The organism is Dokdonia donghaensis DSW-1 (genome assembly GCF_001653755.1).
Taxonomy (GTDB): Bacteria; Bacteroidota; Bacteroidia; order Flavobacteriales; family Flavobacteriaceae; genus Dokdonia; species Dokdonia donghaensis.
On the sequence record NZ_CP015125.1, the window covers coordinates 238,223 to 261,182 of the forward strand.

The 22,960-nt window shown below is 38.3% G+C and carries 21 protein-coding genes and 1 riboswitch; of the genes, 7 read left to right on the forward strand and 14 right to left on the reverse strand.

The window, feature by feature from the left end:
* Positions 1–2 precede the first annotated feature (2 nt).
* From I597_RS14840 to I597_RS01110, 3 genes are all read right to left on the reverse strand, one after another.
* Positions 3–1,091: a homoserine dehydrogenase family protein gene (locus I597_RS14840; RefSeq protein WP_035325675.1), complete on the reverse strand. Its 1,089-nt coding sequence runs from the start codon at positions 1,089–1,091 to the stop codon at positions 3–5.
* Positions 1,079–2,050 carry an alpha/beta fold hydrolase gene (locus I597_RS14845; protein WP_035325677.1) on the reverse strand — a complete coding sequence of 324 codons (972 nt, stop codon included), beginning with the start codon at positions 2,048–2,050 and terminating at the stop codon, positions 1,079–1,081. Before I597_RS14845 ends, I597_RS14840 begins: the two co-directional genes overlap by 13 nt.
* Positions 2,051–2,144: 94 nt before the next feature.
* A complete protein-coding gene (locus I597_RS01110; RefSeq protein ID WP_035325679.1) occupies positions 2,145–3,437 on the reverse strand; it encodes an O-acetylhomoserine aminocarboxypropyltransferase/cysteine synthase family protein in 1,293 nt (430 codons plus the stop codon).
* A gap of 158 nt (positions 3,438–3,595) precedes the next feature.
* Positions 3,596–3,717: riboswitch (SAM riboswitch) on the reverse strand.
* A 410-nt stretch (positions 3,718–4,127) separates the two neighbouring features.
* On the opposite strand from I597_RS01110, the gene metK reads away from it, so the two are divergent.
* Positions 4,128–5,381, forward strand: coding sequence for a methionine adenosyltransferase (gene metK, locus I597_RS01115; protein ID WP_035325681.1), 1,254 nt, complete (start codon positions 4,128–4,130; stop codon positions 5,379–5,381).
* 124 nt (positions 5,382–5,505) lie between these two features.
* Here the strand turns inward: metK and I597_RS01120 are convergent, their stop codons facing one another.
* From I597_RS01120 to I597_RS01145, 6 genes are all read right to left on the reverse strand, one after another.
* The gene (locus tag I597_RS01120; protein WP_052111801.1) at positions 5,506–6,048 is read right to left on the reverse strand and encodes a CIA30 family protein; all 543 of its coding nucleotides are present in this window, start codon (positions 6,046–6,048) and stop codon (positions 5,506–5,508) included.
* Positions 6,049–6,113: 65 nt separating this feature from the next.
* Positions 6,114–6,734 (reverse strand): TMEM175 family protein, encoded by a 621-nt coding sequence (locus I597_RS01125; protein ID WP_052111803.1) that lies wholly within the window; start codon positions 6,732–6,734, stop codon positions 6,114–6,116.
* An 81-nt stretch (positions 6,735–6,815) separates the two neighbouring features.
* Positions 6,816–9,581: a carboxypeptidase regulatory-like domain-containing protein gene (locus I597_RS01130; protein WP_035325682.1), complete on the reverse strand. Its 2,766-nt coding sequence runs from the start codon at positions 9,579–9,581 to the stop codon at positions 6,816–6,818.
* 145 nt (positions 9,582–9,726) lie between these two features.
* Positions 9,727–10,602: a GLPGLI family protein gene (locus tag I597_RS01135; protein ID WP_035325684.1), complete on the reverse strand. Its 876-nt coding sequence runs from the start codon at positions 10,600–10,602 to the stop codon at positions 9,727–9,729.
* Positions 10,603–10,667: 65 nt separating this feature from the next.
* Positions 10,668–11,495, reverse strand: coding sequence for a GLPGLI family protein (locus tag I597_RS01140; RefSeq protein WP_035325685.1), 828 nt, complete (start codon positions 11,493–11,495; stop codon positions 10,668–10,670).
* Positions 11,496–11,505: 10 nt separating this feature from the next.
* Positions 11,506–11,979 (reverse strand): GumC domain-containing protein, encoded by a 474-nt coding sequence (locus I597_RS01145; RefSeq protein ID WP_035325687.1) that lies wholly within the window; start codon positions 11,977–11,979, stop codon positions 11,506–11,508.
* A gap of 134 nt (positions 11,980–12,113) precedes the next feature.
* Here I597_RS01145 and I597_RS01150 point away from each other — a divergent pair, with 134 nt between their 5' ends.
* Together I597_RS01150 and I597_RS01155 are read left to right on the forward strand one after the other, a co-directional pair.
* On the forward strand, positions 12,114–13,718 hold the full coding sequence (locus tag I597_RS01150; RefSeq protein WP_035325688.1) for a sensor histidine kinase: 1,605 nt from the start codon (positions 12,114–12,116) through the stop codon (positions 13,716–13,718).
* Complete coding sequence (locus I597_RS01155) at positions 13,711–14,388, forward strand: response regulator transcription factor (protein WP_035325690.1); 678 nt, start codon at positions 13,711–13,713, stop codon at positions 14,386–14,388. The genes I597_RS01150 and I597_RS01155 overlap by 8 nt, the downstream gene beginning before the upstream one ends.
* A 49-nt stretch (positions 14,389–14,437) precedes the next feature.
* Here the strand turns inward: I597_RS01155 and I597_RS01160 are convergent, their stop codons facing one another.
* On the reverse strand, positions 14,438–14,830 hold the full coding sequence (locus I597_RS01160; protein WP_035325692.1) for a group III truncated hemoglobin: 393 nt from the start codon (positions 14,828–14,830) through the stop codon (positions 14,438–14,440).
* A 50-nt stretch (positions 14,831–14,880) separates the two neighbouring features.
* Here I597_RS01160 and I597_RS01165 point away from each other — a divergent pair, with 50 nt between their 5' ends.
* The 4 genes from I597_RS01165 to I597_RS01180 all read left to right on the forward strand — a co-directional run bounded on the left by I597_RS01165 (position 14,881) and on the right by I597_RS01180 (position 17,518).
* Positions 14,881–15,669 carry a hypothetical protein gene (locus I597_RS01165; RefSeq protein WP_052111807.1) on the forward strand — a complete coding sequence of 263 codons (789 nt, stop codon included), beginning with the start codon at positions 14,881–14,883 and terminating at the stop codon, positions 15,667–15,669.
* A gap of 2 nt (positions 15,670–15,671) precedes the next feature.
* Entirely contained in the window at positions 15,672–16,286 is a 615-nt protein-coding gene (locus tag I597_RS01170; protein WP_021778044.1) for a deoxynucleoside kinase, read from the forward strand.
* Between the two features lie 73 nt (positions 16,287–16,359).
* Positions 16,360–16,875 (forward strand): hypothetical protein, encoded by a 516-nt coding sequence (locus I597_RS01175; protein ID WP_035325693.1) that lies wholly within the window; start codon positions 16,360–16,362, stop codon positions 16,873–16,875.
* A gap of 124 nt (positions 16,876–16,999) precedes the next feature.
* Positions 17,000–17,518 (forward strand): hypothetical protein, encoded by a 519-nt coding sequence (locus I597_RS01180; RefSeq protein ID WP_035325694.1) that lies wholly within the window; start codon positions 17,000–17,002, stop codon positions 17,516–17,518.
* 66 nt (positions 17,519–17,584) lie between these two features.
* Here I597_RS01180 and I597_RS01185 read toward each other — a convergent pair whose 3' ends face one another.
* The 4 genes from I597_RS01185 to I597_RS01200 form a co-directional block, all read right to left on the reverse strand.
* Positions 17,585–18,592 carry an App1 family protein gene (locus I597_RS01185; RefSeq protein ID WP_035325696.1) on the reverse strand — a complete coding sequence of 336 codons (1,008 nt, stop codon included), beginning with the start codon at positions 18,590–18,592 and terminating at the stop codon, positions 17,585–17,587.
* A gap of 148 nt (positions 18,593–18,740) precedes the next feature.
* Entirely contained in the window at positions 18,741–19,271 is a 531-nt protein-coding gene (locus tag I597_RS01190) for a peroxiredoxin-like family protein (protein ID WP_035325697.1), read from the reverse strand.
* A 145-nt stretch (positions 19,272–19,416) separates the two neighbouring features.
* Positions 19,417–21,846 carry a sodium-translocating pyrophosphatase gene (locus I597_RS01195; protein ID WP_035325699.1) on the reverse strand — a complete coding sequence of 810 codons (2,430 nt, stop codon included), beginning with the start codon at positions 21,844–21,846 and terminating at the stop codon, positions 19,417–19,419.
* A 189-nt stretch (positions 21,847–22,035) separates the two neighbouring features.
* Positions 22,036–22,563 carry an inorganic diphosphatase gene (locus I597_RS01200; RefSeq protein ID WP_021778039.1) on the reverse strand — a complete coding sequence of 176 codons (528 nt, stop codon included), beginning with the start codon at positions 22,561–22,563 and terminating at the stop codon, positions 22,036–22,038.
* Between the last annotated feature and the right edge of the window lie 397 nt (positions 22,564–22,960).

The window sequence follows — 22,960 nt, forward strand, 5'->3', positions numbered from 1 at the left end:
AGCTAGTTAAGACTTGTTGTGATTTTTAAAATATCGCTCAGCACGCCTCTCGCTGTAACAGCTTTTCCTGCGCCAGCTCCTTGTATCACCAGCGGGTGATCACCATAGGAGTCTGTATAAATTTCAAAAACGGCATCTGCACCTTGAGTTTGCCCCAGCGCTGTGTGCTTAGATTCTTGCACTAGTTTTACTTCAAGTTGTTGTGTTTTTAAATCTAGCTCACCTACGTGTCTCAACACTTCATTTGCTCCTAGTTGAGATTTACTATTCTCAAAAATGGCATCAAGGGTTTTTACGCTTTCGCGAAACTGGGGTAAGGTAGTGGTACCATTTAATGATTTAGGAACCAGTGACTGTACTTTTACATCGTCAAACTCTTTTGTGAGTCCTACCTCTCTCCCTAAAATCAAAAGCTTGCGTGCCACGTCTTTACCTGAAAGATCTTCCCTAGCATCTGGCTCTGTGAGTCCCAACGCATCTGCCTCAAGTAATATGTCTGAAAAACTCTTATCCTCCGCCGAAAACGTGTTAAACAAATAACTAAGAGATCCAGAAAATATGCCTCGTATCTTATGTATTTCTTCACCACTATCATATAAACTTTTTATGGTCTCAATGATAGGCAGTCCTGCTCCTACATTTGTTTCATATAAGAACTTCTTGTTGTGCTGTTTTAAAGATGTACGCAGTGCCTTATAGAAATCATATGAGCGTGTATTTGCAATCTTATTAGCAGTTACGATATGAAATCCATTTTCGATGAGAGATACATAGTTTTCCACAAACTGCGGACTCGCAGTGACATCTACCGCGATAAATGAGCTTTCACCATCGTGATTAGACTCTTGTTGTTGCTTTAACTTTTTCGCGTAAGCGTAAATATCATCTAACGTGTAGGGATGGGCTTGGTTCTCAAAATCTGCACTCCAGCTGCCTGTTGTCTCATTTTGAAACAACGCCAGTGTAGAGTTTGCAATACAAAAAATGTTAAGTTGCTTACTAGAAGACTTTTTATTAAAATCTGTAATCTGTGTGATGAGCGTGCTCCCCACATTACCTATACCAAAAATGGCGATGTTTATTTGTGACATAATTGTGTTGAAAAAATGGGTTTTACAAAGCTTGATAACTGCTCATATTCTATTAAAAAGGCATCGTGACCGTGTATGGATTTTAGCTCATCATAGGTAGATGAGATACCCATCTCTTGTAATTGTAAGTGGGTCTCATATATCTCATCTGCCAGAAAAAGTCCGTCTGTATCTATGGCTACTTGATGCACGGTACCGGTAAAGTCACGTAGTAACGCTTTAAAATCTTTGCTTCCTTGTGTAATATCTGCACTAAGCAATAACTGATTCATAAGCCTATATGCCGATAGCGAAAACCGTTCTGAGAGTTTTATGCCGTGGTGATTAAGCCAGCTTTGTGTATTATACAATTGCTCATCGCGCTTACTACGATTAAACTTCTCTTTAAAAGAAGCTGGTGTGCGATAAAAGGTCATTGCGTGCATACGCGCATCTGCTACGGGCTGGCTAGAATGGGTAAGCAGGCTGTCTTGTATGTGACATTGTGCTATCACCCAGTCTGTCGCTTTCCAGTCTGTCGCAATGGGTATTAAATGTTTTATAAGCTTTGGCTGTTGGCTTGCCAGCTCCCAGGCTATCTGCCCTCCTAAGGAACCACCTACAACGGCAAAAAGTGATGTTATGTTAAGATGCTGTAGCACCTCCCCGTGTATGCGTGCGATGTCATAATTAGTAAACTCTTTATACGCTGTAATGCGCTGCGTGCTTGCGTGGCCATTACCTGGTATATCTATAGATAGTATGGTGTAGCAGCCTGTATCTATAGCTTTTTCTTTACCTATCAAATCACTCCACCAGCCTTTGTCTCCAGTTATGGTAGAGTTACCCGTGAGCGCGTGATTAACCAGTACTACAGGTGCTGCACCTAGCACCTGACCTGCCAGCTGGTATGACACTTCGAGGTCACAATGATAACCAGAACGTGTGGTAAAAGATGATATGGATACGATGTTAAGCATATGTATTGCAGTTTAAGATGGGGTGAAAGGCTACTTATTGTAAAAAAGCTCCAACTAGCTCTGGCAAAAAAGCTAGCTGGAGCATCACAATTAATTACACTAAAACAGTTTTATCTACGCGCGCAAAAGCCGCTACGAGATCTTCTTTAAGATCTTCTATATTCTCTAGACCTACAGAAAGACGTACGAGATCTTTAGTCACTCCAGTTGCCTCTTGCTCTTGGTCTGAGAGTTGCTGGTGTGTGGTGCTCGCTGGGTGTATAATGAGTGATTTACTATCACCTATATTTGCGAGTAGTGAGAAAAGCTTAGTCTCGTTTGCAATAGTTTTTGCACTTTCAAAACCACCTTTTATACCAAAGGTGACAATCCCACTCTGTCCCTTAGGCAAGTATTGCTTTGCAAGATCATTATACTTACTTGACTCAAGACCTGGATAATTTACCCACGCCACCTCATCACGAGTTTCTAGCCACTGTGCAAGTGCAAGTGCATTTTGCGAGTGCTTTTGCAATCTAATTTCTAGTGTTTCTAGCCCTTGTAATATTTGGAATGCATTAAATGGACTTAATGCCGCACCGTGATCTCTCAATCCTTCTATGCGCACCTTTGCAATAAACGCTGCCTCTGCTAGTGCATCGTGGTATACTAAGCCGTGGTAACCTGCAGATGGCTCTGTAAACTCAGGAAATTTACCATTACTCCAGTCAAATTTTCCTGCATCTATGATCACTCCACCTAGTGCGGTACCATTACCGTTTATATATTTTGTAAGAGAGTGAATCACGATATCTGCCCCGTGCTCGATTGGGTTAAGAAGCGCTGGAGTTGCCACCGTGTTATCTACAATGAAAGGGACTTTGTGCGCTTTCGCGAAAGCGGAAATACCTTTTAAATCTAATACATCCAGCTTAGGGTTACCTAGTGACTCCACAAAGAAGGCACGGGTATTTTCTTGTGCTGCATTTTTAAAGTTTTCTGGATCTGAAGGATCTACAAAAGTGGTTGTAATCCCAAAACGAGGAAGTGTCACACTTAGTAAATTATACGTTCCTCCATAGAGACTACTTGAAGCTACTACGTGGTCCCCTTGCTTTAAGAGTGTAAGTAGCGTGGTGTTAATTGCCGCAGTACCAGATGCGGTTACTACAGCTGCCAGCCCTCCTTCTATCTCTGTGAGGCGCTTCTCTAGCACATCATTTGTAGGGTTATTAAGGCGTGTGTAGATAAAGCCTGGTTCAGAGAGGTTAAAAAGGTTTGCTGCGTGGTCTGCATCATTAAAAACGTAGGCAGTGCTCTGGTAAATAGGCACGGCTCTTGTTCCTCCGTTTGCTGCATAATCGTGTCCTGCGTGCAACGCTTTGGTTGCTAATTTTTGTGTACTCATTTTTCTTTTTTTTGAGTTTAATAGATTCCCTCTCACCTTGTGTGAAAGGATTAAAAACAAAAGCCAAACGTCTCTTAAACCTTATTACAGGCTCTCAAGATTTTTAAGAAAAATATTATAAGAAAAAACATAAGCACGTACCTGAGCGGTACTGCTAGATGTTATCTATCCTCAAGATTCGGTAATGAGCGACTCTTGGGTAGAATGTAGCACCTTCTTTCTAAGTGAAAGGGTTGCTAAGGCTTCATAGGGTCATTCCCTCAGCCTTTCTTGATAACATTTCAATAAGTTGTTGAACTTTGTGAGCACAAATATTGTAAAAACAATTTTACAAAAACAAACTTTTTAGAATAATTTTCTAAATAAAGTTATGTTAAATTCAATTAGGTAAAAATTAAACTATATTTAATCTATATATAAAACTATTTTTCTAACCTCTTCATAAATGCAGAAAATAGGTCTTAGGAAATTTTCACAAAAAAATAACATTACCCTACCAGATTGGTAGGGTAATAGATTATTTATATCATTAAAGTTTCTTTACTTTTGTCCCCATAATAACGAGGACAGATTTGACTGCTTGCAACCTCAAAAAAAAATGGCTAAAATCAAACACAAGACTTTAACATTTCTTGTGTTATGTTTCTACCCAGCACTCGTCAAATCTACTTCTTGACAAAAAATTAAAAAATGGCCTATTTATTTACCTCAGAATCTGTTTCTGAAGGACACCCTGATAAAATTGCAGATCAGATTTCTGACGCACTTATCGATAACTTTCTTGCTTTTGACACGCAGTCTAAAGTTGCTTGCGAGACCCTAGTTACAACTGGGCAGGTAGTTCTTGCAGGAGAAGTAAAGTCTAATGCATACCTAGATGTTCAAAAAATCGCTCGTGAGACTATTAATAAGATAGGATACACAAAGGGTGAGTATATGTTTGACGGTAACTCTTGTGGTGTACTGTCTGCCATACACGAGCAGTCTGACGATATAAATCGTGGTGTAGACCGCAAGAGCAAAGAAGAGCAAGGTGCAGGAGACCAAGGTATGATGTTTGGCTATGCGACTAAGGAAACTGAAAACTATATGCCACTAGCTCTCGAGCTATCACATAGACTACTCATTGAACTAGGTAAACTACGCCGTGAGGATGATGAGATTACCTACCTACGTCCAGATGCCAAAGCACAAGTTACTATTGAGTATAGTGATGATAATGTGCCGCAACGCATTGAAGCTATTGTGGTGTCTACACAACACGACGACTTTGATGAAGATGAAGCAATGCTAGGTCGCATACGTGGTGACATACAAGATATTCTTATACCTCGCGTAGTAGGAATGCTACCAGAAAACATCGCTGCGCTCTTTAATGATGATATTAAGTATCACATCAACCCAACGGGCAAGTTTGTGATAGGTGGACCTCACGGAGACACAGGTCTTACGGGGCGTAAAATTATAGTAGATACGTACGGTGGTAAAGGAGCTCACGGTGGTGGTGCTTTTTCTGGAAAAGACCCATCAAAGGTAGACCGCTCTGCAGCTTATGCAACGCGTCACATAGCAAAAAACTTAGTAGCTGCCGGAGTAGCAGATGAGATACTTGTACAAGTATCTTATGCAATAGGTGTTGTTGAGCCTATGGGAATCTTTGTAGATACCTACGGTTCATCAAATGTGTCGCTATCTGATGGTGAGATTGCTCAAAAGGTAACCGAACTTTTTGATATGAGACCAGCTGCTATAGAAAGTAGATTAAAACTGCGCTCTCCTATATACAGCGAGACCGCAGCATATGGACATATGGGACGTACAAACGAAGTGGTCACAAAAACTTTTGAAAGCTTTGACGGTAAGAAAAAAGAGGTAGAAGTAGAACTCTTTACTTGGGAAAAACTAGATTATGTTGAAAAAGTAAAAGAAGCTTTTAACCTATAATCTATCCGTATAGATAGTAAAAAAAGGGAGCCTAGTGGCTCCCTTTTTTTGTTTTGTATGTTATCACTCATATGTACTCACTGTGATGTGATTTCTCGGCAGGCTCGAAATGACAGAAATGTAGTTACTCAAATATGATTTTATCTACTTCTATCTCAAAATCTGTTGCGGCTTTTGTATTTGAAATAAGCCCAATACGTATAATCTCTGCGAGATCTTCTTTATCTGGATGCCCTTCCATAGGTTGCCCCAGCTTGTAGGTACCAAAATCTTCTAGTTTATAGGTCACGGTTTTCCACTCACCTTGCGTGATGGGTAGGTTTATTTTATAATTAGGTCTCCAGAATCTTTTAAACTTATTGAGCGTGAGCCCAAAATCTTGCCCTGTGGATTTATATCGCACAGTCACGATTGTATAACCCGACAAATCATAAGACTGGTAAGGAGTTCTCAAGGATGCAAAACCTCCATTATTCTCAAGACTTACGCTTCCGCGAAAGATGATACTTTCCTCAGTTTGCTCAATGCTACCCGTAGATAATCCTCCCATCACACCATCAAGCACGACAAACCAGTCATCACAAGTGTTGCGAGTAGTTCCAAAATCAAAAGAGAGTGGTGTCGTGTTCATAGTAGTGGTGATGAGTAAGGCTAAGAGATATTTCATAGCTTTTTTCTTTAAAGTTACGCTTTCGCGAAAGCGTAAACCTTATACTTACCACATTTTTAACACTACTCGGCAAGTGTCATTTTCTTCTTAAAACGACGATCAATAATAAACTGGATTACAAAAAGGAAGACAAAAATCACTCTAGCAAACATTGGGAAAACCAGTGTGCAAAGCGCAGCAAGTAACCAGATAATTAAAACATTTATAGACCTTGCACGATACCAGCGGTAAAGCACTCTAGTAAAACCTGTTTTTTTGTTTTCTGAATAATACACATAACGCGTCATAATTAAGTTAAAAGTACCTATTACTGCAAGATTGATACAATAAAACATAAATGGACCTGGGTAATCAAAACCATTTACATACATCGCCGTAGAGAATGGAAGTAACACGATGGTGAGCAAGAAGAATATGTTAATCCATAGTAGCTTACCCGTTACAACACTTACAAATTTCATTAATTTAATATGACCTATCCAATATAATGCACTCACTAAAAAACTCACCACTAGACCTATGAAATCTGGTATTCTGTTTGCAAGAACAGTTCCAAAAGACAACTTATTAAGTGTAGCTATACTAGGAACACCCACCTCGAGAATGAGAAGTGTCATTACTATAGAAAATACAGCATCTGAGAAGTTGATTACACGTGCTTTATCATAAGTTTCTTGTATCATTTTTCTAAAGTAATTAAAAAAAGTAAAAGCGACCTCATAAAGAATGAAGTCGCTTTTAAAAAGTGTTTACTCTAGTTGATGCTATAAACTATACTGTACTGTGAACATCACAATACGAGGCTGCACAAAATACTCTGTATTTGAGATGGTAAAATCATTTACACTATTTGTACTTATTACGTCTACATCTAGCAAGTTTGTGGCTTGTATTCTAAACTCCCACTTACTTTCTGGTTTTTTATAGTAGAGATTTGCTTCTAAGAAAGAATATCTGTTTTCTATCTCTGTACTATCATCATTATCGTCATAGTTATAAAGACTCCAGTCTGCTGCTATTGTAAATCCTTTACCAAAACTCCACTCTGCATTTGCAAATGGTCTATTTGTAAAGAAAGTTCTATCTGTCACCCCGTTATTTGAGTTTGTGCTCGAAAAGTTATATCCTATTTCAAAATTAGGACCTTCTTTAAAATTAGTCTCAGCACTGGTTGTATAATTCTGCGTTAAGTTTTTTGTATTACGGTCTTCTGTATTTACGATGTTGTTAAGATCACTGTAACTACCTCTTGCACTCGCATTAAACTTCCATTTTTTGAAGCGTTTTGAGAAGCGGGCATTTGCGCTTAGCGTCTGATCTGCAAAGTTTGTATTATTTACAGGTCTTGATATTCTGTTTATACCTATAAAGTCACCGGCTGTCTTAATAGGATCTATACGACGGCTATAGTTAATACCTCCAAAAAGACTCGTAAAGTTAAACATACTGAAGCTAAAGTAATTTAAACTCACATCGTGATAGATGGCATTTTCTATCTCTCTATTACCTCTAAAAAGGCTGTTGTAGTTATTAAATAGCAAGCCTTCGGCAAAGTTATTTACATCTGTATATTGGGCAGTCATCTGGTAATTAAAACGTAAGCTTTTACCTTGCGAAAACTCAACTACAGTATATAAATCTGGTAGCACCATCCACTCACTATCTTCTGTTGTGCTCCCTAGCTGTGTACTCTTAGTAGTATAATTATGTAGTGTAAGCCCTGGTGTGATTGTAAATATGCCTGTCTTTATTTTATAATGAAGACCCAAGAAAACATCGCTAAAATTAAAGCGCACATCATTACCTATAGGTGTGCCGTCTTCTGTCTCATTGAGATCTTGACTGCTGCCATTTTCTAGAATTTCAAATAAGTTTGAATTAAAGTCTTGACGACTCAAAGTGGTTCCTAGTGTAAAATTGAGATTACTTTTATTATTAAGAACATAGTAGTAATCTATCTTTGCGTCAAGCTTGTTTGAGATGACGCTTTTATTTTGATTAATATCAAAAAGTCCGCCGGCTCCTGCTGTAAAATCTATGGCCTCAAAAGGATTATCTGGATCATCTGGGTTAGGAGACGTAAATGGCTCTTGAGATAATAACGCACTATAAAAAGGGTTTTCATCCTGATATAAATGCTGGAAGGTACCCGCAAAAATGTTATTATCATCTAGCGTATAATAGAAGTTTGCGTTTTGATTTATAGAAAATGGTTCATTCTCTTTATTCTGGTCTACTATATCTATTGTGGTTTCTCCATCTTGAGTAATGATACTTGCACCATCTGAAAATTCGGTTTGCTTTGACTTTTTAAGCAGTACATCATAATCTACCTGGAGGCTCGCATTAGGTTTAAACTTTGAGCTCAATTTTGCCATACCAAGCTGGTTGCGCTGGTCTGTCACCTCATCAAAACCTTGAGTAAACCCTTGATTGATAAATGTATTGAGAGAGTTATTTACAAAGTTAGTTTTGTTATCACTTAGTAACGCAAAACCGCTAAGATCCCACTTAGGCGAGGCTGCATAGGTAAAGTTTGCTGCCACAAAGTTAGACTCAATCTCGTTTGCTCTATTATTTTGAGTAGTTAAAAAACCTAAACCACTATCGCTCACATTAAATCCAGTGCCACCTCGTCTATTAAACCCTCTAAAACCACCTGTAAAGTTGAAATAATCACGAAAAGTAAATGGAACATCTCCCGTATTATTAAAGTTAGATATAACATTAATACTCCCCTTAGGACTGTAATAAAACAGTTTTGCCTTACCCAGATAGCGCGTCTTCTCACCATCTCCTAGACCGGCAGTCACATCACCAAACCAAAAATTAGTCTTTCCTTCTTTAAGTCTTAAGTTTATCGCAACATTATCTTGATCATTACCAAGGCCTCGCATCTGGTCTACTTCATTATAATTTTTAAGTACTTCTACTTTTTTGAGTGCATCTGCAGGTATATTTTTTGTGGCTAGCTTAGAGTCTCCGTCAAAAAACTCTTTTCCCTCTATCATCACTTTACTCACAACCTGTCCCTCTACCTCAATCTCACCATCATCATTTACCTCAACACCGGGCAATTTTTTAAGTACATCGCCTAGCTTGCGCTCTGTTCCATTTGTAAAACTGTCTGTATTATAAACAATGGTATCCCCTTTTATAGTAACCGGCATCTCATAGACAAGCTCTACATTATCAAGCTGATTTGGGTCTTCTTTAAGGACAAAATCTTTAACTACCTCATCTGCATCTTGGGCTGGTGTAAACTCTTCTAGTATAGACTGTAATCCCAAGTAACTTACTTTTAGATCATAAGTAACACCCGTAGCAAGATCTAACTTATACCTACCAGATTGATCTGTAATACCGTAAGACTCTAGGGTACCCTCAGCTTTGTTTGTAGCAATGATATTTGCTAGCTCAAGCGGGTTCCCTATGCTGTCTTTAACCACACCTTTGAGAGTCATACTTTGGGCAAAAATAATGCTGGGCAATGCAAGCAGCACTGCCAAAAGAAGTTGGGTATTTTTCATCTTTGGATTGGTTGTTTTTTTACATCGCGACGTCCAGCAATTAAGGGTCGTCGTGTATAAAATAATTATGAATGTTAAATCTACGTGTTCGTACTTCGGCAGGCTTTGTATAGACTACAGCAAACTGAAAGCGATGATAACTTTTCTAAAATCTGCCACCGCCTTGACCACGTCTTCCTCCCCTACCAAAACGCTCTGCCATTTCTTTTCCTTTTTCTTCAAGGATTTTTGTGTACTCCTCGCGGCTTACTTCCTTGCCTTTTACAGGAGCCTCGATGGTTACAGGCTCTTTTGGGTTTAACACCACTTTTGTGCATAAAATAGTAGTATTACTGGTGTTTAACTCCAGTATTAAACCTGGCAACCCGCCAAACTCGTCTGGGCCGTGACTTGCCGGAATCATAGGTGTATACCAGGCTACGATTTCTTCAGTCTTAGGCTCCTCATCGGCAACGGTTCCTCCGGCCTTTTTTATGGAGTCATTTTTTTCTTGCAACTCTCTTGCTCTTCTTCCCATTCTAGACCACAGGTTAGTCTCAAGGCTGCGCGTTGCCACTGCCTTAAAAACGGGATACTGGCCTATCATCTTACTTTCTTTTACAAGCTCCCAGTTAAGGTTATTTAAGGTGTCTTTTACAAGAAAAGTTTTACCCATCATATCATTCTCACGTGCATAGTCATTACTTGCACGGTTAGAATAAATACCTCCTTGTGTAAAACCACTGCCAAAACCACGGCCTCCTCCACCTTGTCCAGGAGTTTCTAACTTTGCCTCTTCCTTATAAAAAGACTCATCTTTTGTAAAGCTTAGTGTATATTCTTTTTCTAAGAAGCGCTTCATACGCTCCATCATTTGCTTTTTCTGAGCTTCGCTCATTTGCTGACCACGACGTCCAAAATTAGACATATCTACCGTGCGTTTGCTCTGGTAAGTGGCCACTCCAGTAATCTCCTGGGCAGTAACCACTGCCGAAAAAAGGAATGTGCAAATCATTAAAAAAGAAAAGGTAGCTTTACTCATAACATCTGTGTTTAAAATTTTAGACTATAAAGCTAGCTAATAGTTTAATGCGGGTTAAAAATTATTTATCCCTGTATCTCAATACTGATGTGATTACCTCCCTTTTTACCTTTGGTTTGGTAACGCTCCATCATCTCTTTTGCTTTTGCTGTAGAAATTTCTTCATACTCCTCTGCACTTACTTTTTTACCTTTTGTAGGTGCTGTTATATTAAGTTTTTCGCTTGGATTGAGCACTACCTTTGTACACATCATAGCCATCTTACCGTCATTTACTTCGAGTATAAGTCCTGGCAATCCCCAGAAACGATCTGGCCCTTGCTGCACAGGTATGTCTAGCGTGTACCAGGCTGTTGTGACTTTTGTTTCTTTTGTTGGGGCAGTTTCTTCTCCATTAACCATATTAATAGTCTCCTTCTCTTCTGTAAGTGTCGCTTTAAAACAGGTGTATTGCCCTATATTTTTAATCTCTTTCTCAAGTTTCCACTCAGGCTTTTTTAAGCTGTCTTCTATAAGGAAGTCTTTTCCCATTAAATTGGTCTTATTTGTAAAGCTTTGCTCTTCTATATTATTAAACAGCTCATCATTACTAGTAGATACTTGAATTTGTATCCCGTTACTTGAAGGCGCTTGTGGCTTGTCTAATGTTGCGTTTTCTTTCCACAAAGACTTTTTACCATTAAAGGTGAGTGTGTATTCTTTTTGAAACTGCTTGCGTAGCTGCTCTTGTAAGGTCTTCTGTATATCACTAGTAATACCAGATGTACTGTCCATCTTCATTTCTATATGACGCTGCGTTTGGTAAGTTGCCACTCCAGATACTTGTTGTGAGTACGCTTTCGCGAAAGCGCAAACCATCACAAGCACTAGTAAATTTTTGGATATTGATTTCATAGTCTTTATGTTATTTGTTGTTCTTATTATTTTGTTGCTCTAGCTTTTCAAGCCTAGATTTTAGTTCTAAAAAGGATGGGCTTTTTTCAAATATACTTGCCGCTTCTGAAAGTTTTCTCTCAATGTTACTTAAGTCTTTTTTAGTAAACCCAGCGAGTGGGGTTTGATCATCTTCATCTAGATTTATGGTAAATTTTATTTTTTTTGTGACCTTAGCATTGAGACTATCTAGAGTAACATCTTCTTTTTCGAGAGTGTAACTTATTTTCTGACTTACCTCTTCCATCTTAGTCTGTAATTTTACTATATCTGACTTTGAAAAGAACTCATTGCGCTCTACATCTTCAAGCTTTTTAGAAAGAACTGTGAGCGCCTCTTTTAGTTCTTCTTTAAATTCTTGAGATACTTCGAGCTTCAACTCTTTTTGTTGAGCAAAAGAAATACTCACTAGTAAGGATAGAATGATTGTGATAATTGTTTTCATAATAGATTGATTTTAAAATGTTTGTTGTATTGAACAGTACAAATATGGAGAACATCTTTGGCTATTTGAGTTAACAACCGTTAACGAGTGTTAAGCGATTTGGTAACAGCTAGTTAACCCACTACATTTGAATTATGCAAGAAAGACATTATAAAACCATATTGTATTTTATAAGCGCCGTCATAATATGCACACTCGCAGTGCAGATTTACTGGAATTATAAAAATTATGAGGTGGGAAAAGCACAGCTCAAACGTGATATGCAAACCAGTATTGATAATGCTGTAAGCGCTTATTATGAAGATATCACGGCTTCTAACACCATAGGATTTCTAGGAGACGACCAAAATCTAGATTTATTTTTTAAGTCAGATAAAATGCAGAATCTAGGTAAGCGTGTAGACAGTGGTCTTACTATAAATAGTATTAAAATAGAAGAGACTAACAATGATGATAACATTATAGTGGAAGGTGCAAGCCCAACAGAACTAGACAGTATTTTTTCAAGTCGTCTGGTTAAGGTAGATACCACATATGCTCAAGAGTTTAAACGCAACTCACCTACATCGAGCAGTCATACTACTTTTAAAGTTTTTGGCGAAAGTGAGAAAGCAGTAGAAGTACTTTCAAAAAGAATAAAAAACAACTTACTTACCTCACAACAGGTAACAGACTCGTCACAAACAGCATTACCAGATAGGCTTGAAGCACTTACAGACCTTACAACGAGTATAGTTTTGTCATTTAAAGATGATAAGATAAACGTGCCTACCCTAGATAGCCTTATTAACCTAGAGCTTACGCGAAAAAATCTCAACAACACACAATATACTATTGCTTACAACGCAGCAGAAAGTGATACCACACAAACACTCAATAATCACGATCTAGCTATTGTCTCTACCTCAAATTTGCTCCCTAAGAAGAGTAGCCTAGCCGTAGGTTTTAAAAATGTAGCCAGTATCGTTTTACAACGTAATTTACTAGGGATGCTCCTCTCCCTACTACTTGTAGGTGCTGTAATAGCCAGCCTACTCTACCTCCTTAAAATCATACAAGAGCAAAAACAGCTGGCCGAGATTAAAAATGACTTTATAAGCAACATCACCCACGAGTTTAAAACCCCCATAGCCACCATAGGTGTAGCTATAGAGAGTATACAACACTTTAATGAGGCAGACAGTAATGAGAAAACAAAAAAGTATCTTGAGATGTCATCACAGCAAGTATCAAAACTCAACACAATGGTTGAGAAGCTACTTGAGACCGCCACTTTAGACAGCGAAGCTTTAGAACTTAATAAACAAGAGACTAACCTCGCTGAGCTACTTGAGCACATCACACAATCACATCAAGAAACCACAAATGGTAAAACATTAACCTTTACCACCCAAGACAGAAATACACGTGCATCTATAGATGTTTTTCACCTAGAAAACGCGCTAGATAATATTATAGACAACGCCATAAAATATGGCGGAGATACCATAAAAATAGCCCTTAACAGCACAAAAGAAAACATACAAATCACCATCGCAGATGGTGGTAACAAGCTTACAAAACAACAAGCTCAACACATTTTTGATAAGTTTTACAGAGTGCCAAAGGGAAATAAGCACGATGTAAAAGGTTTTGGTATAGGTCTCTACTATACAAAGACTATTATAGAAAAACACAGTGGTAATATCGCGGTACAAACCCAACCCACCACTTTTAAAATCACACTGCCTTATGCCTAAAATAAATCTACTACTCGCCGAAGATGAGCCTGCGCTAGGCCAGATTGTAAAAGAGAGCCTTGAGACTAGGGACTTTATAGTCACACTATGTCCAGATGGTGAGATTGCTTTTGAAAAATTTAAACAAAACACCCCAGACATACTTGTACTCGATGTGATGATGCCTAAGATGGATGGTTTTACTCTAGCAAAAGAAGTAAGAGCTATAAATGATGAAATCCCTATTATATTTCTCACCGCAAAGTCTCAACCAGCAGATGTTGTAGAGGGGTTTAGCATAGGTGGTAACGACTACCTCAAGAAACCCTTTAGTATGGAAGAACTCATCGTGCGTATTAAAAACTTATTGAATCGCTCTGCACAACAAAAAAAGTCTGAAGTGCTTAAGGTGGGTGACTACAGCTTCGACTTCCCGAGGCAAGAATTACATTACAATAATGACGTCACCCGTCTCACACATAGAGAAGCTCATCTTCTTTTTAATCTGGTAAAAAATAAGAATCAAGTGCTGGACCGTAGCCTGATTTTAAAAAAACTATGGGGCAATGATGACTTTTTCAACGCACGTAGTATGGATGTCTTTATCACAAAACTTCGCAAGAAACTCAAAGAAGATCCTAAAGTTGAGATTGTAAACGTGCGTGGTTATGGCTATAAATTGCTTTGCTAGATTTAACGCAAAGTATTAGTTGCTGTGTTACGCTTTCGCGAAAGCGTAATTATTCCACTCCTGGTTTTGCCTGAAACATATTTACTAGAAAGAAAGTTCCAATCTTACGAGCACGAAATTTTGCCATCTCTGCAAGTTCGCCTTCATATAATTCATCTACCGTTTGCACCCAGTGATTGAGCCACACACCAAAGTGTTGCTCATTTATAGTATAACCTTCATCTCTATCTACACGTTTGTGAGCCTGCAAAGGTCTTCCTGTAAAAATGCGCTTTTGAAACAGGTTACCTTCCCAAAAATCTGTGAGATGCTCAAAGTGATGTTGCCAGTCTGTAATGTGTTTATTGAAAATAGGTCCCAGATAAACATCACTACGTATGCGACCATAAAAAGTGGTAACCAGTTTATATACGTCTTCTCTATTTTTGATCTCTTTTCTCACATTACAAAGGTATTAACTATAACGGCTAGATTTTTGTACTTTGCTTACTAATGCACAAACTGATTTACATACTATTATTTCTTGCTTCAATCACAGCTACAAGCCAGAGCTACACCTTAGAGAAGATCAATGAGGTCACACTAGACACAGACACCTTTATAGCTGTAGATGCTTTTAATGCACTATACCACATTAAAGGTGATATCTTATATAAGACTGATGTGCAAAATGAGTATCAATTTTCGGCATTGCAACTGGGTGCATTAACTTCAGTCGATGTGCTCAACCCGCTTAGAATTACCTTGTTTTATGAAAGCTCAAACACAGCAGTCATTCTTGACAACACACTTAACGAGATTACACGTGTAAACTTCTCTACGATAGAAAACTTTAGAAATGTAAGCCACGTGCGTACGGCAAGTGATAGGCGCTTCTGGATTTTTAATACAGATTTACAACAGTTAGAAATTTTTGACTGGAATACTCAAAAGATTCTTACCCAGTTTCCCCCTATGGCACATAATGCCACAGCGCTTATGACCAACTTTAACTTTGCCTGGGTGAGTACTAAAGATGGTGTTTTTTACTACAATAATTATGGGAGTTTTATAGAGAAGATAGAAAGTCCTGAAAGCCAGCTTATGTCACAAGACAAAGGTGCTTTTATACTTTATGCAGATAAGAAGCTCTATTACAAACCTAATGATACTGCTGCTGTAGGAGTTATAGAAACATTAGATTTATCTATAAAACAGCTTTCTTTAAAAGGGGAAAGTCTCTATATTTACAGTGATAAAAAGCTCACTGCTTTCCGTCTCAAACTAGCTAAACAACCTTAACTATGCACATCGCCATCGCCGGTAATATTGGTGCCGGTAAAACGACACTGACTAAACTTCTCGCAAAACATTTTAAGTGGACTCCACAGTTTGAAGACGTGGTAGATAACCCTTACCTAGATGATTTTTATAACGAGATGGAGCGCTGGTCTTTTAACCTGCAAATTTACTTTTTAAATAGCCGTTTTAGACAATTACTAGAGATACGCGATAGCAATAAATCTATTATACAAGACCGTACTATCTATGAAGACGCATTCATATTTGCGCCTAACCTGCACGCGATGGGATTGCTTACTAATAGAGATTACAACAACTACAAGTCGCTTTTTGATCTTATGGAGAGTGTAGTAGATGCACCAGACCTTATGATTTACCTGCGTAGCTCTATCCCAAACCTTGTATCGCAAATACACAAGCGTGGCAGAGACTATGAAAACTCTATATCTATAGACTACCTAAGCCGTCTTAATGAACGCTACGAGGCGTGGATACACGGTTATGACAAAGGAAAGCTTCTTATTATAGATGTAGATAATCTTGACTTTGTAGATAATCCAGAAGATTTAGGAGATATCATCAATAGAATAGATGCTGAGTTAAATGGGCTTTTTTAACATAAAGTTTAATAATATCTAAGTTTGGCAGGGTGTTTGATAATTTTTGAGCTTCAATCAAAAATCAAACATTATGAAATTTATTACCAAACTAGTAGTTCTAGCAATCCTTGTAACCTTTTTATCTTGTAGTAGTGATGACGACAACTCATCATTACAAGAAGTTGCTATTACCACAGCCTCATTAAGCGGCACTTATGAGTTAACAGCTTATAATTCCCTAGATATAACATTATTGGAGACAGAAGATGGTACATATACTGAATCAATTATAGGAGAACACCTTACTCTTGGGAATTCAAATATCACCTTTACAGAATCTGGCGATTATTCATTTAATTATAACTACGTAATTACCGAAAAGTATGCTTTGAACGGCTTTACCTACATAACAGATAACGTAGATTATTCAGATGCTTCTGCGGGAGATTATACGATTACTGGAGATCAGAAAGTTTTATTTAATGGTCGAGAATACGAAGCAACCCTACTCAATAATGGTGAACTTACAATTTATTTTGAGCAATATGAAGAAACCGAATACTACGAAAACACCTATAGTCAAGAATTAACGTTTACTAAGGTTTAGTATTATATACACAGCTCAACAACAGCCATTTATAATTAATCACAAATACATATTCAATAAGAAAATTCTTTCTAGTTCTGTTTTTATAAACTAGATTTGCGCGTTTTTAAACTTAAACTATATTATGAAAAAGATTACTCTATTTTTAGTTATGGCAATTTCTGTGATGACTATATCTTGTAGCAATGACGACGACTCTTCTGAGCCAGCAGGACCAACACTTACACCTGCACTACTTGCCGGAACTTACAACTTAAACTTTTACGAGAGTGAAGAGGTAATACAAGAAGAAGTTACAGGTGGTACAGCTACTACAACGATAAGTGAGGTAGGTGATACATTTGGAACATCAAATATTGTTTTTGACGCAAACGGAACTTATACTGTAAACTTCCAATACCGTGTTACAAGAACAACTCAATTAGAAAGTAACGACCCTGTAGAAGAAACTGAGATTATCACAAACTCAGATACAGGTAATTATTCTGTAAATGATACAAACCAGACACTTACTATAGATGGTGAGACTGGAGATGTTACTTTATTTAACGACAGCCAGCTTAGACTATTATTTGAAAGCACAGATGTAGAGGCAGATGGCACATCTACATTTACTAGTGAATTACGTTTTGCGAGACAATAGTCAAAACACATTTTAACTACACAAACAAAAACGGCTACTTTAATTAAGTAGCCGTTTTTTTATGCTTTATGCTATAAGACCTATAGATCTCGCGTGCTCCTCTGCAAAGGAACTCTTTTCTACTAGTACTGCTGGCGTGGTCTCATACTGTGCAAGTACACTTTTAACACGCATTACCTTTTTCTTATGCTTTACACTACGCAGGTACACCGCTAGTATTTGCTCTGGATACTCCTTTGCTACTTCTAGATAAATATCTACATCGTGCTCTCCACTATCGCCTATAAGCACAAATTTCAAGTCTGGATAGGTGTTTAATATATTTCTAATCTCGTGCTGCTTGTGCGGCTTTTCTGGTTTTGGAGTTTTCTCAAAAGGCCCTCTAAAATCTCTTAATAATATAGGCCCTTTCGGGAAATTTTGATTCCGCACAAAAGATTCTAGGTAGTTATATAAATTCCAAGGGCTGTTACTCACATAAAACATTGGGTTTGCATCTGCTCCAGAAGTTCCTCTATGTAGTTTTTGATATAAAGAAGGAGCACCCTCTAGCGACGTACGCCTCCCCACATCTTTAAAAAGTGTATTTACTATCACCCTCCACTTAAGAAGCGACGCTACTCCCGTGTGTAATATCGTATCATCTATATCACTAATGACTCCATAAGACGCATTTTCTGAAGGGATAAGCATCTCTACGGCAAACTTATTTTCTCCCATAAGCACCACATCCTTTTGCACATCATCAAAGCTCACTGTAAGCTGGAGCCAGCCCTCACTATTAGTCATCTTATCTAAGCCGTGAACCTGCTCATCTATTTTAAAATATCCTTCGGCATCTGTGGTGGTATAAAAGATAGCTCCATCTGGCAAAGTCACTTTGAGTTTTGTGTGAGGCAACTCATCTGTAGCAAACTGTTTATAGGCATTTTTAAAAGCAGCAAGCACACCCTTTTTCTTTAGATCTACTCCTTCGTGCTCTAAAGCGCGCCCTATGAGGTATAAGTGATTTTTAGTTCCATAAGACTGGTACCCGTCTATTTGTATAGGATCTTGTTTTTTAGAAAAGAACATTGTACGATGTATTGGTTAGTATTACGCTTTCGCACTTCGGCAAGCTCAGTATGAACTTCAGTAAACTGAAAGCGTAAAAATAATAGCTTCATAAAAAAAGTGCACAACTATAGTAATGCACTTTTTAGTAGCGATATGTATCTATATCTTACGCATTTTGAGGAATTCCTTTTACCTCTCCTCTAGCTGGGTAATCTTTTTTCATAATAAAATCTATGCCTCCTAAAATATCGTCAAAGTGTGGTCTTGCAAAAGGCATAGACTGTACACTTGAGAAAAATAGTGTTCCGTCAGGTTTTATCAAGAAGAGACCAGGCTCTGTAAAGAAGTCTGGCTCCTTATCTGAGACTGCTTCAGAAATAAATAATCCGTACTCTCTTGCTTTCTCTAGTGATAGATTATATGCTACTGGTAGTCCTTCTATATCCCAATCTTCACCTGCTATTTTTGCTCTCTTCTCTGTATCTGCGCTTATAGCCACGACATTAATCCCGCGATCTACAAACTTATCTAGCTTTTGAGAAAGCTCTTCGAGTTGTTTTTTACATACAGGACAATGTAGTCCTCTATAAAAAACTAAGAGCGTAAAATTTTCTGCGTTTTGATCGCTCAGTTTCCAGTTAGTATCATTTATTAATGGGAGTTCCAAGGCAGGAACTTCTGTTTTTGGTAATAACATAATTTTAATTTTTACATAAAATTACCGCATAAATAGCTACAGCTCTCACAACACCATTGTAAACCTTTGTTAAGGTATGTGAATGTCATAAAAAAAGGTGAGCCTATAAGACTCACCCTGTTATATGTTGCAGCTAGTGTATAAACTATTTATTGCGAAGTGATGCTTCAAAGGCGTCCATTTGCTTTTTTACCTCAGCTTCTGTACCTGTAAACTCTTTTACCTCAGCACTCAACTCACCATTATCATCTGTCGTAATAGTTACTGTTCCTACAAACTGCCCATCACGCTCTGCCATAGCAAAGCGAACTTCTTTTTGCACCTCGCGTGTTTCCTTTATACGTCCATCTTGAGTAATGGCGACTACAGTTCCATCTTCTGTAGTAATAGCTAGACCATCATCAGTATGACCACCTAGTATAGGTGCAATTACAAGACCTATAAGGCAAGTAAGCTTTATAAGTATATTCATAGACGGCCCAGATGTATCTTTAAAAGGGTCTCCTACCGTATCACCAGTTACAGCGGCCTTATGAGCATCAGAGCCCTTGTAAGTCATCTCACCGTTAATCTCTACTCCTGCCTCAAAAGATTTTTTTGCATTATCCCAGGCACCTCCAGCATTGTTCTGAAAGATTGCCCATAACACGCCACTTACCGTAACGCCAGCCATATAACCTCCAAGCATCTCTGCAATAGCAAGACGATTCATCCCAAAGGCAAGTGGCAAGAAAGCAATCACCAGCGGAAAACCTATCGTTAAAATGCCTGGTAGCAACATTTCTTTAAGCGAAGCTTGTGTAGATATAGCTACACATTTATCATACTCTGGTTTCCCAGTTCCCTCCATTATACCCGGTATATCTCTAAACTGGCGGCGTACTTCTTGCACCATTTCCATAGCTGCTTTCCCCACGGCATTCATCGCAAGTGCAGAAAATACTACTGGAACCATTCCTCCTACAAAGAGCATTGCGAGTACAGGCGCTTTAAAAATATTAATACCGTCTATTCCCGTAAAGGTTACATAAGCTGCAAATAATGCGAGCGATGTAAGCGCTGCAGAGGCTATCGCAAATCCTTTTCCTGTAGCCGCCGTAGTATTACCTACAGAATCTAGAATATCTGTGCGCTCACGGACTATAGGCTCCTGCTCACTCATCTCTGCTATACCACCTGCATTATCTGAAATAGGTCCAAAGGCATCTATTGCAAGTTGCATCGCTGTAGTAGCCATCATTGCAGAAGCTGCTAGAGCAACCCCATAAAAACCGGCAAATGCGTATGACGCCCAGATCGCACCTGCAAATAATAGTACCGATGGAAATGTAGAGATCATACCCGTAGCGAGACCTGCAATGATATTAGTTCCTGCCCCTGTACTAGATTGTTGTACAATTTTGAGAATAGGCGTTTTACCAAGACCCGTATAATATTCTGTCACAGAAGAAATGACTGCCCCTACAACTAGCCCCACTATAGTCGCATAAAATACGCGCATAGATGAGATTTCTTGCACTCCTTCTCCAAAGAATTCCATTTGCATCGTTCCTGGAAGCATCCATTTACATAGTGCAAAACAAGCTACTGCCACAAGTATTATAGAAGTCCAGTTACCTATATTAAGAGCACCCATAACCTGAGACTCCTTTGCATCGTTACTCTTAATTTTTACAAGCATTGTACCTATAATAGATATAATAATACCTACACCTGCTATAGCCATAGGCAACAATATAGGACCAATACCTCCAAAGCCATCTGAGATACTTCCTCCCATATCTTTAATCACATAATTACCTAGTACCATTGCCGCTAGCACGGTTGCTACATATGAGCCAAATAAATCTGCACCCATCCCTGCTACATCACCTACATTATCTCCCACGTTATCTGCAATAGTTGCAGGGTTGCGGGGATCATCTTCTGGTATACCAGCTTCTACCTTACCTACAAGGTCTGCACCCACATCTGCAGCTTTGGTATAAATACCACCACCCACACGAGCAAAAAGTGCAATAGACTCTGCTCCTAAAGAGAATCCTGCTAGTGTTTCTAATACAATGGTCATATCCATAGTATTTGTCCACTCACCACCCATAAAGAAATGGAAGAAAAAGATAAAGAATGCTGTGAGACCAAGTACTGCAAGACCAGCCACTCCAAGCCCCATCACCGTACCTCCGCCAAATGAGATTTTAAGCGCATTAGGTAAGCTAGTACGCGCCGCCTGAGTGGTACGCACATTCGTTTTGGTGGCTATTTTCATCCCTATATTTCCTGCAAAGGCAGAAAATACAGCACCGCATATAAATGCAATAACAATAAGCCAGTGCGTGGTAGGCACTACATAAGACACAATAGCCAGTAATACACTTACGATAATTACAAATATGGTAAGCAACTTATACTCGGCATTTAAAAAAGCGAGTGCTCCCTCATAAATGTGATCAGATATTTCTTTCATCTTACCATCACCAGCATCTTGCTTCATAACCCAAGATTGCTTTATGATCATATAGACAAGCCCAAGAAGGGCTAATACAATCGGCACGTAAATCATCATTGATTCCATAAATTTTGTTTGGTTTTAGTGAGAATTTATTAATAAAATTCTTAAAATTTTAGATGTTACTAATGTAGCAAAATCAACCCAAATCACAAATACTTAACAATCAATAGAATACACAAAACAATAACAAACAAAAAAAGCCGTAACGCATTGCGTTACGGCTTCTAGGCTAATTCGTTTATACTGTGAGTCTTAGTAAATACTCACTTCGCTACGTGGTACATCAGACTCTTGGAATCTCTGGTAACACTTTGCTACAATCTCTCTAGCTTCGTGTACGTCTCCCCATCCACCTACGTCTACTTTTTTCTCTTCAAGGTCTTTGTACACTTGGAAAAAGTGCTCAATCTCTTTTATAAGGTGTGGGTTACAATCAGATAAGTCTTCAAGCTTGTTTGCACTTGGATCTGTTACTGGTACACAAATTACTTTTTCGTCTGGTCCTTTTTCATCTGCCATATGGAAAACTCCTATAGGCTTCACTTCAATCACACATCCAGGAAAAGTAGGCTCTGTTACTAGAACAAGTACATCAAGAGGATCTCCATCTAGTGCAAGAGTTTCTGGTATAAAACCGTAATCTGCAGGGTACATCATAGAAGAAAAGATCATACGATCGTAACGTATTTTCTTTAGTTCAAAATCATACTCATATTTGTTACGACTCCCTTTTGGGATTTCGATTAAAACGTCAAATGTCTTTACTTTTTCTGCTGTCATATCATTATAAAAAACAAATTATGCTCCCTCATATTAAAAAATCTCTTAATATATGAGCACTAATCTGTGTAGTTAGTATTGCGCTTTCGCGAAAGCTAAATTTTAAATAGCTGAAATTCAATTAATTATAAACAGCAGCTTGCCAAAAAATATCTTTCGGGGTGCAAAAATACGCTGTAAAAGCGTTATCACCAAAGGAATACGTGTTAAGATTAGGTTAGGTACCTACTCCTACAGCGGTTTAAAAAAGAAAGGTGATACTAATTAAAGTACCACCTTGAATGTTTTCACAACAAGATAATCTGTTTTTTGTTCTATTATCTCATTAATGCGATTTACTTAAATAAACATCTCTGAAGGCAATACTACTTTCGCGAAAGCGTAAAAACAACCTTCA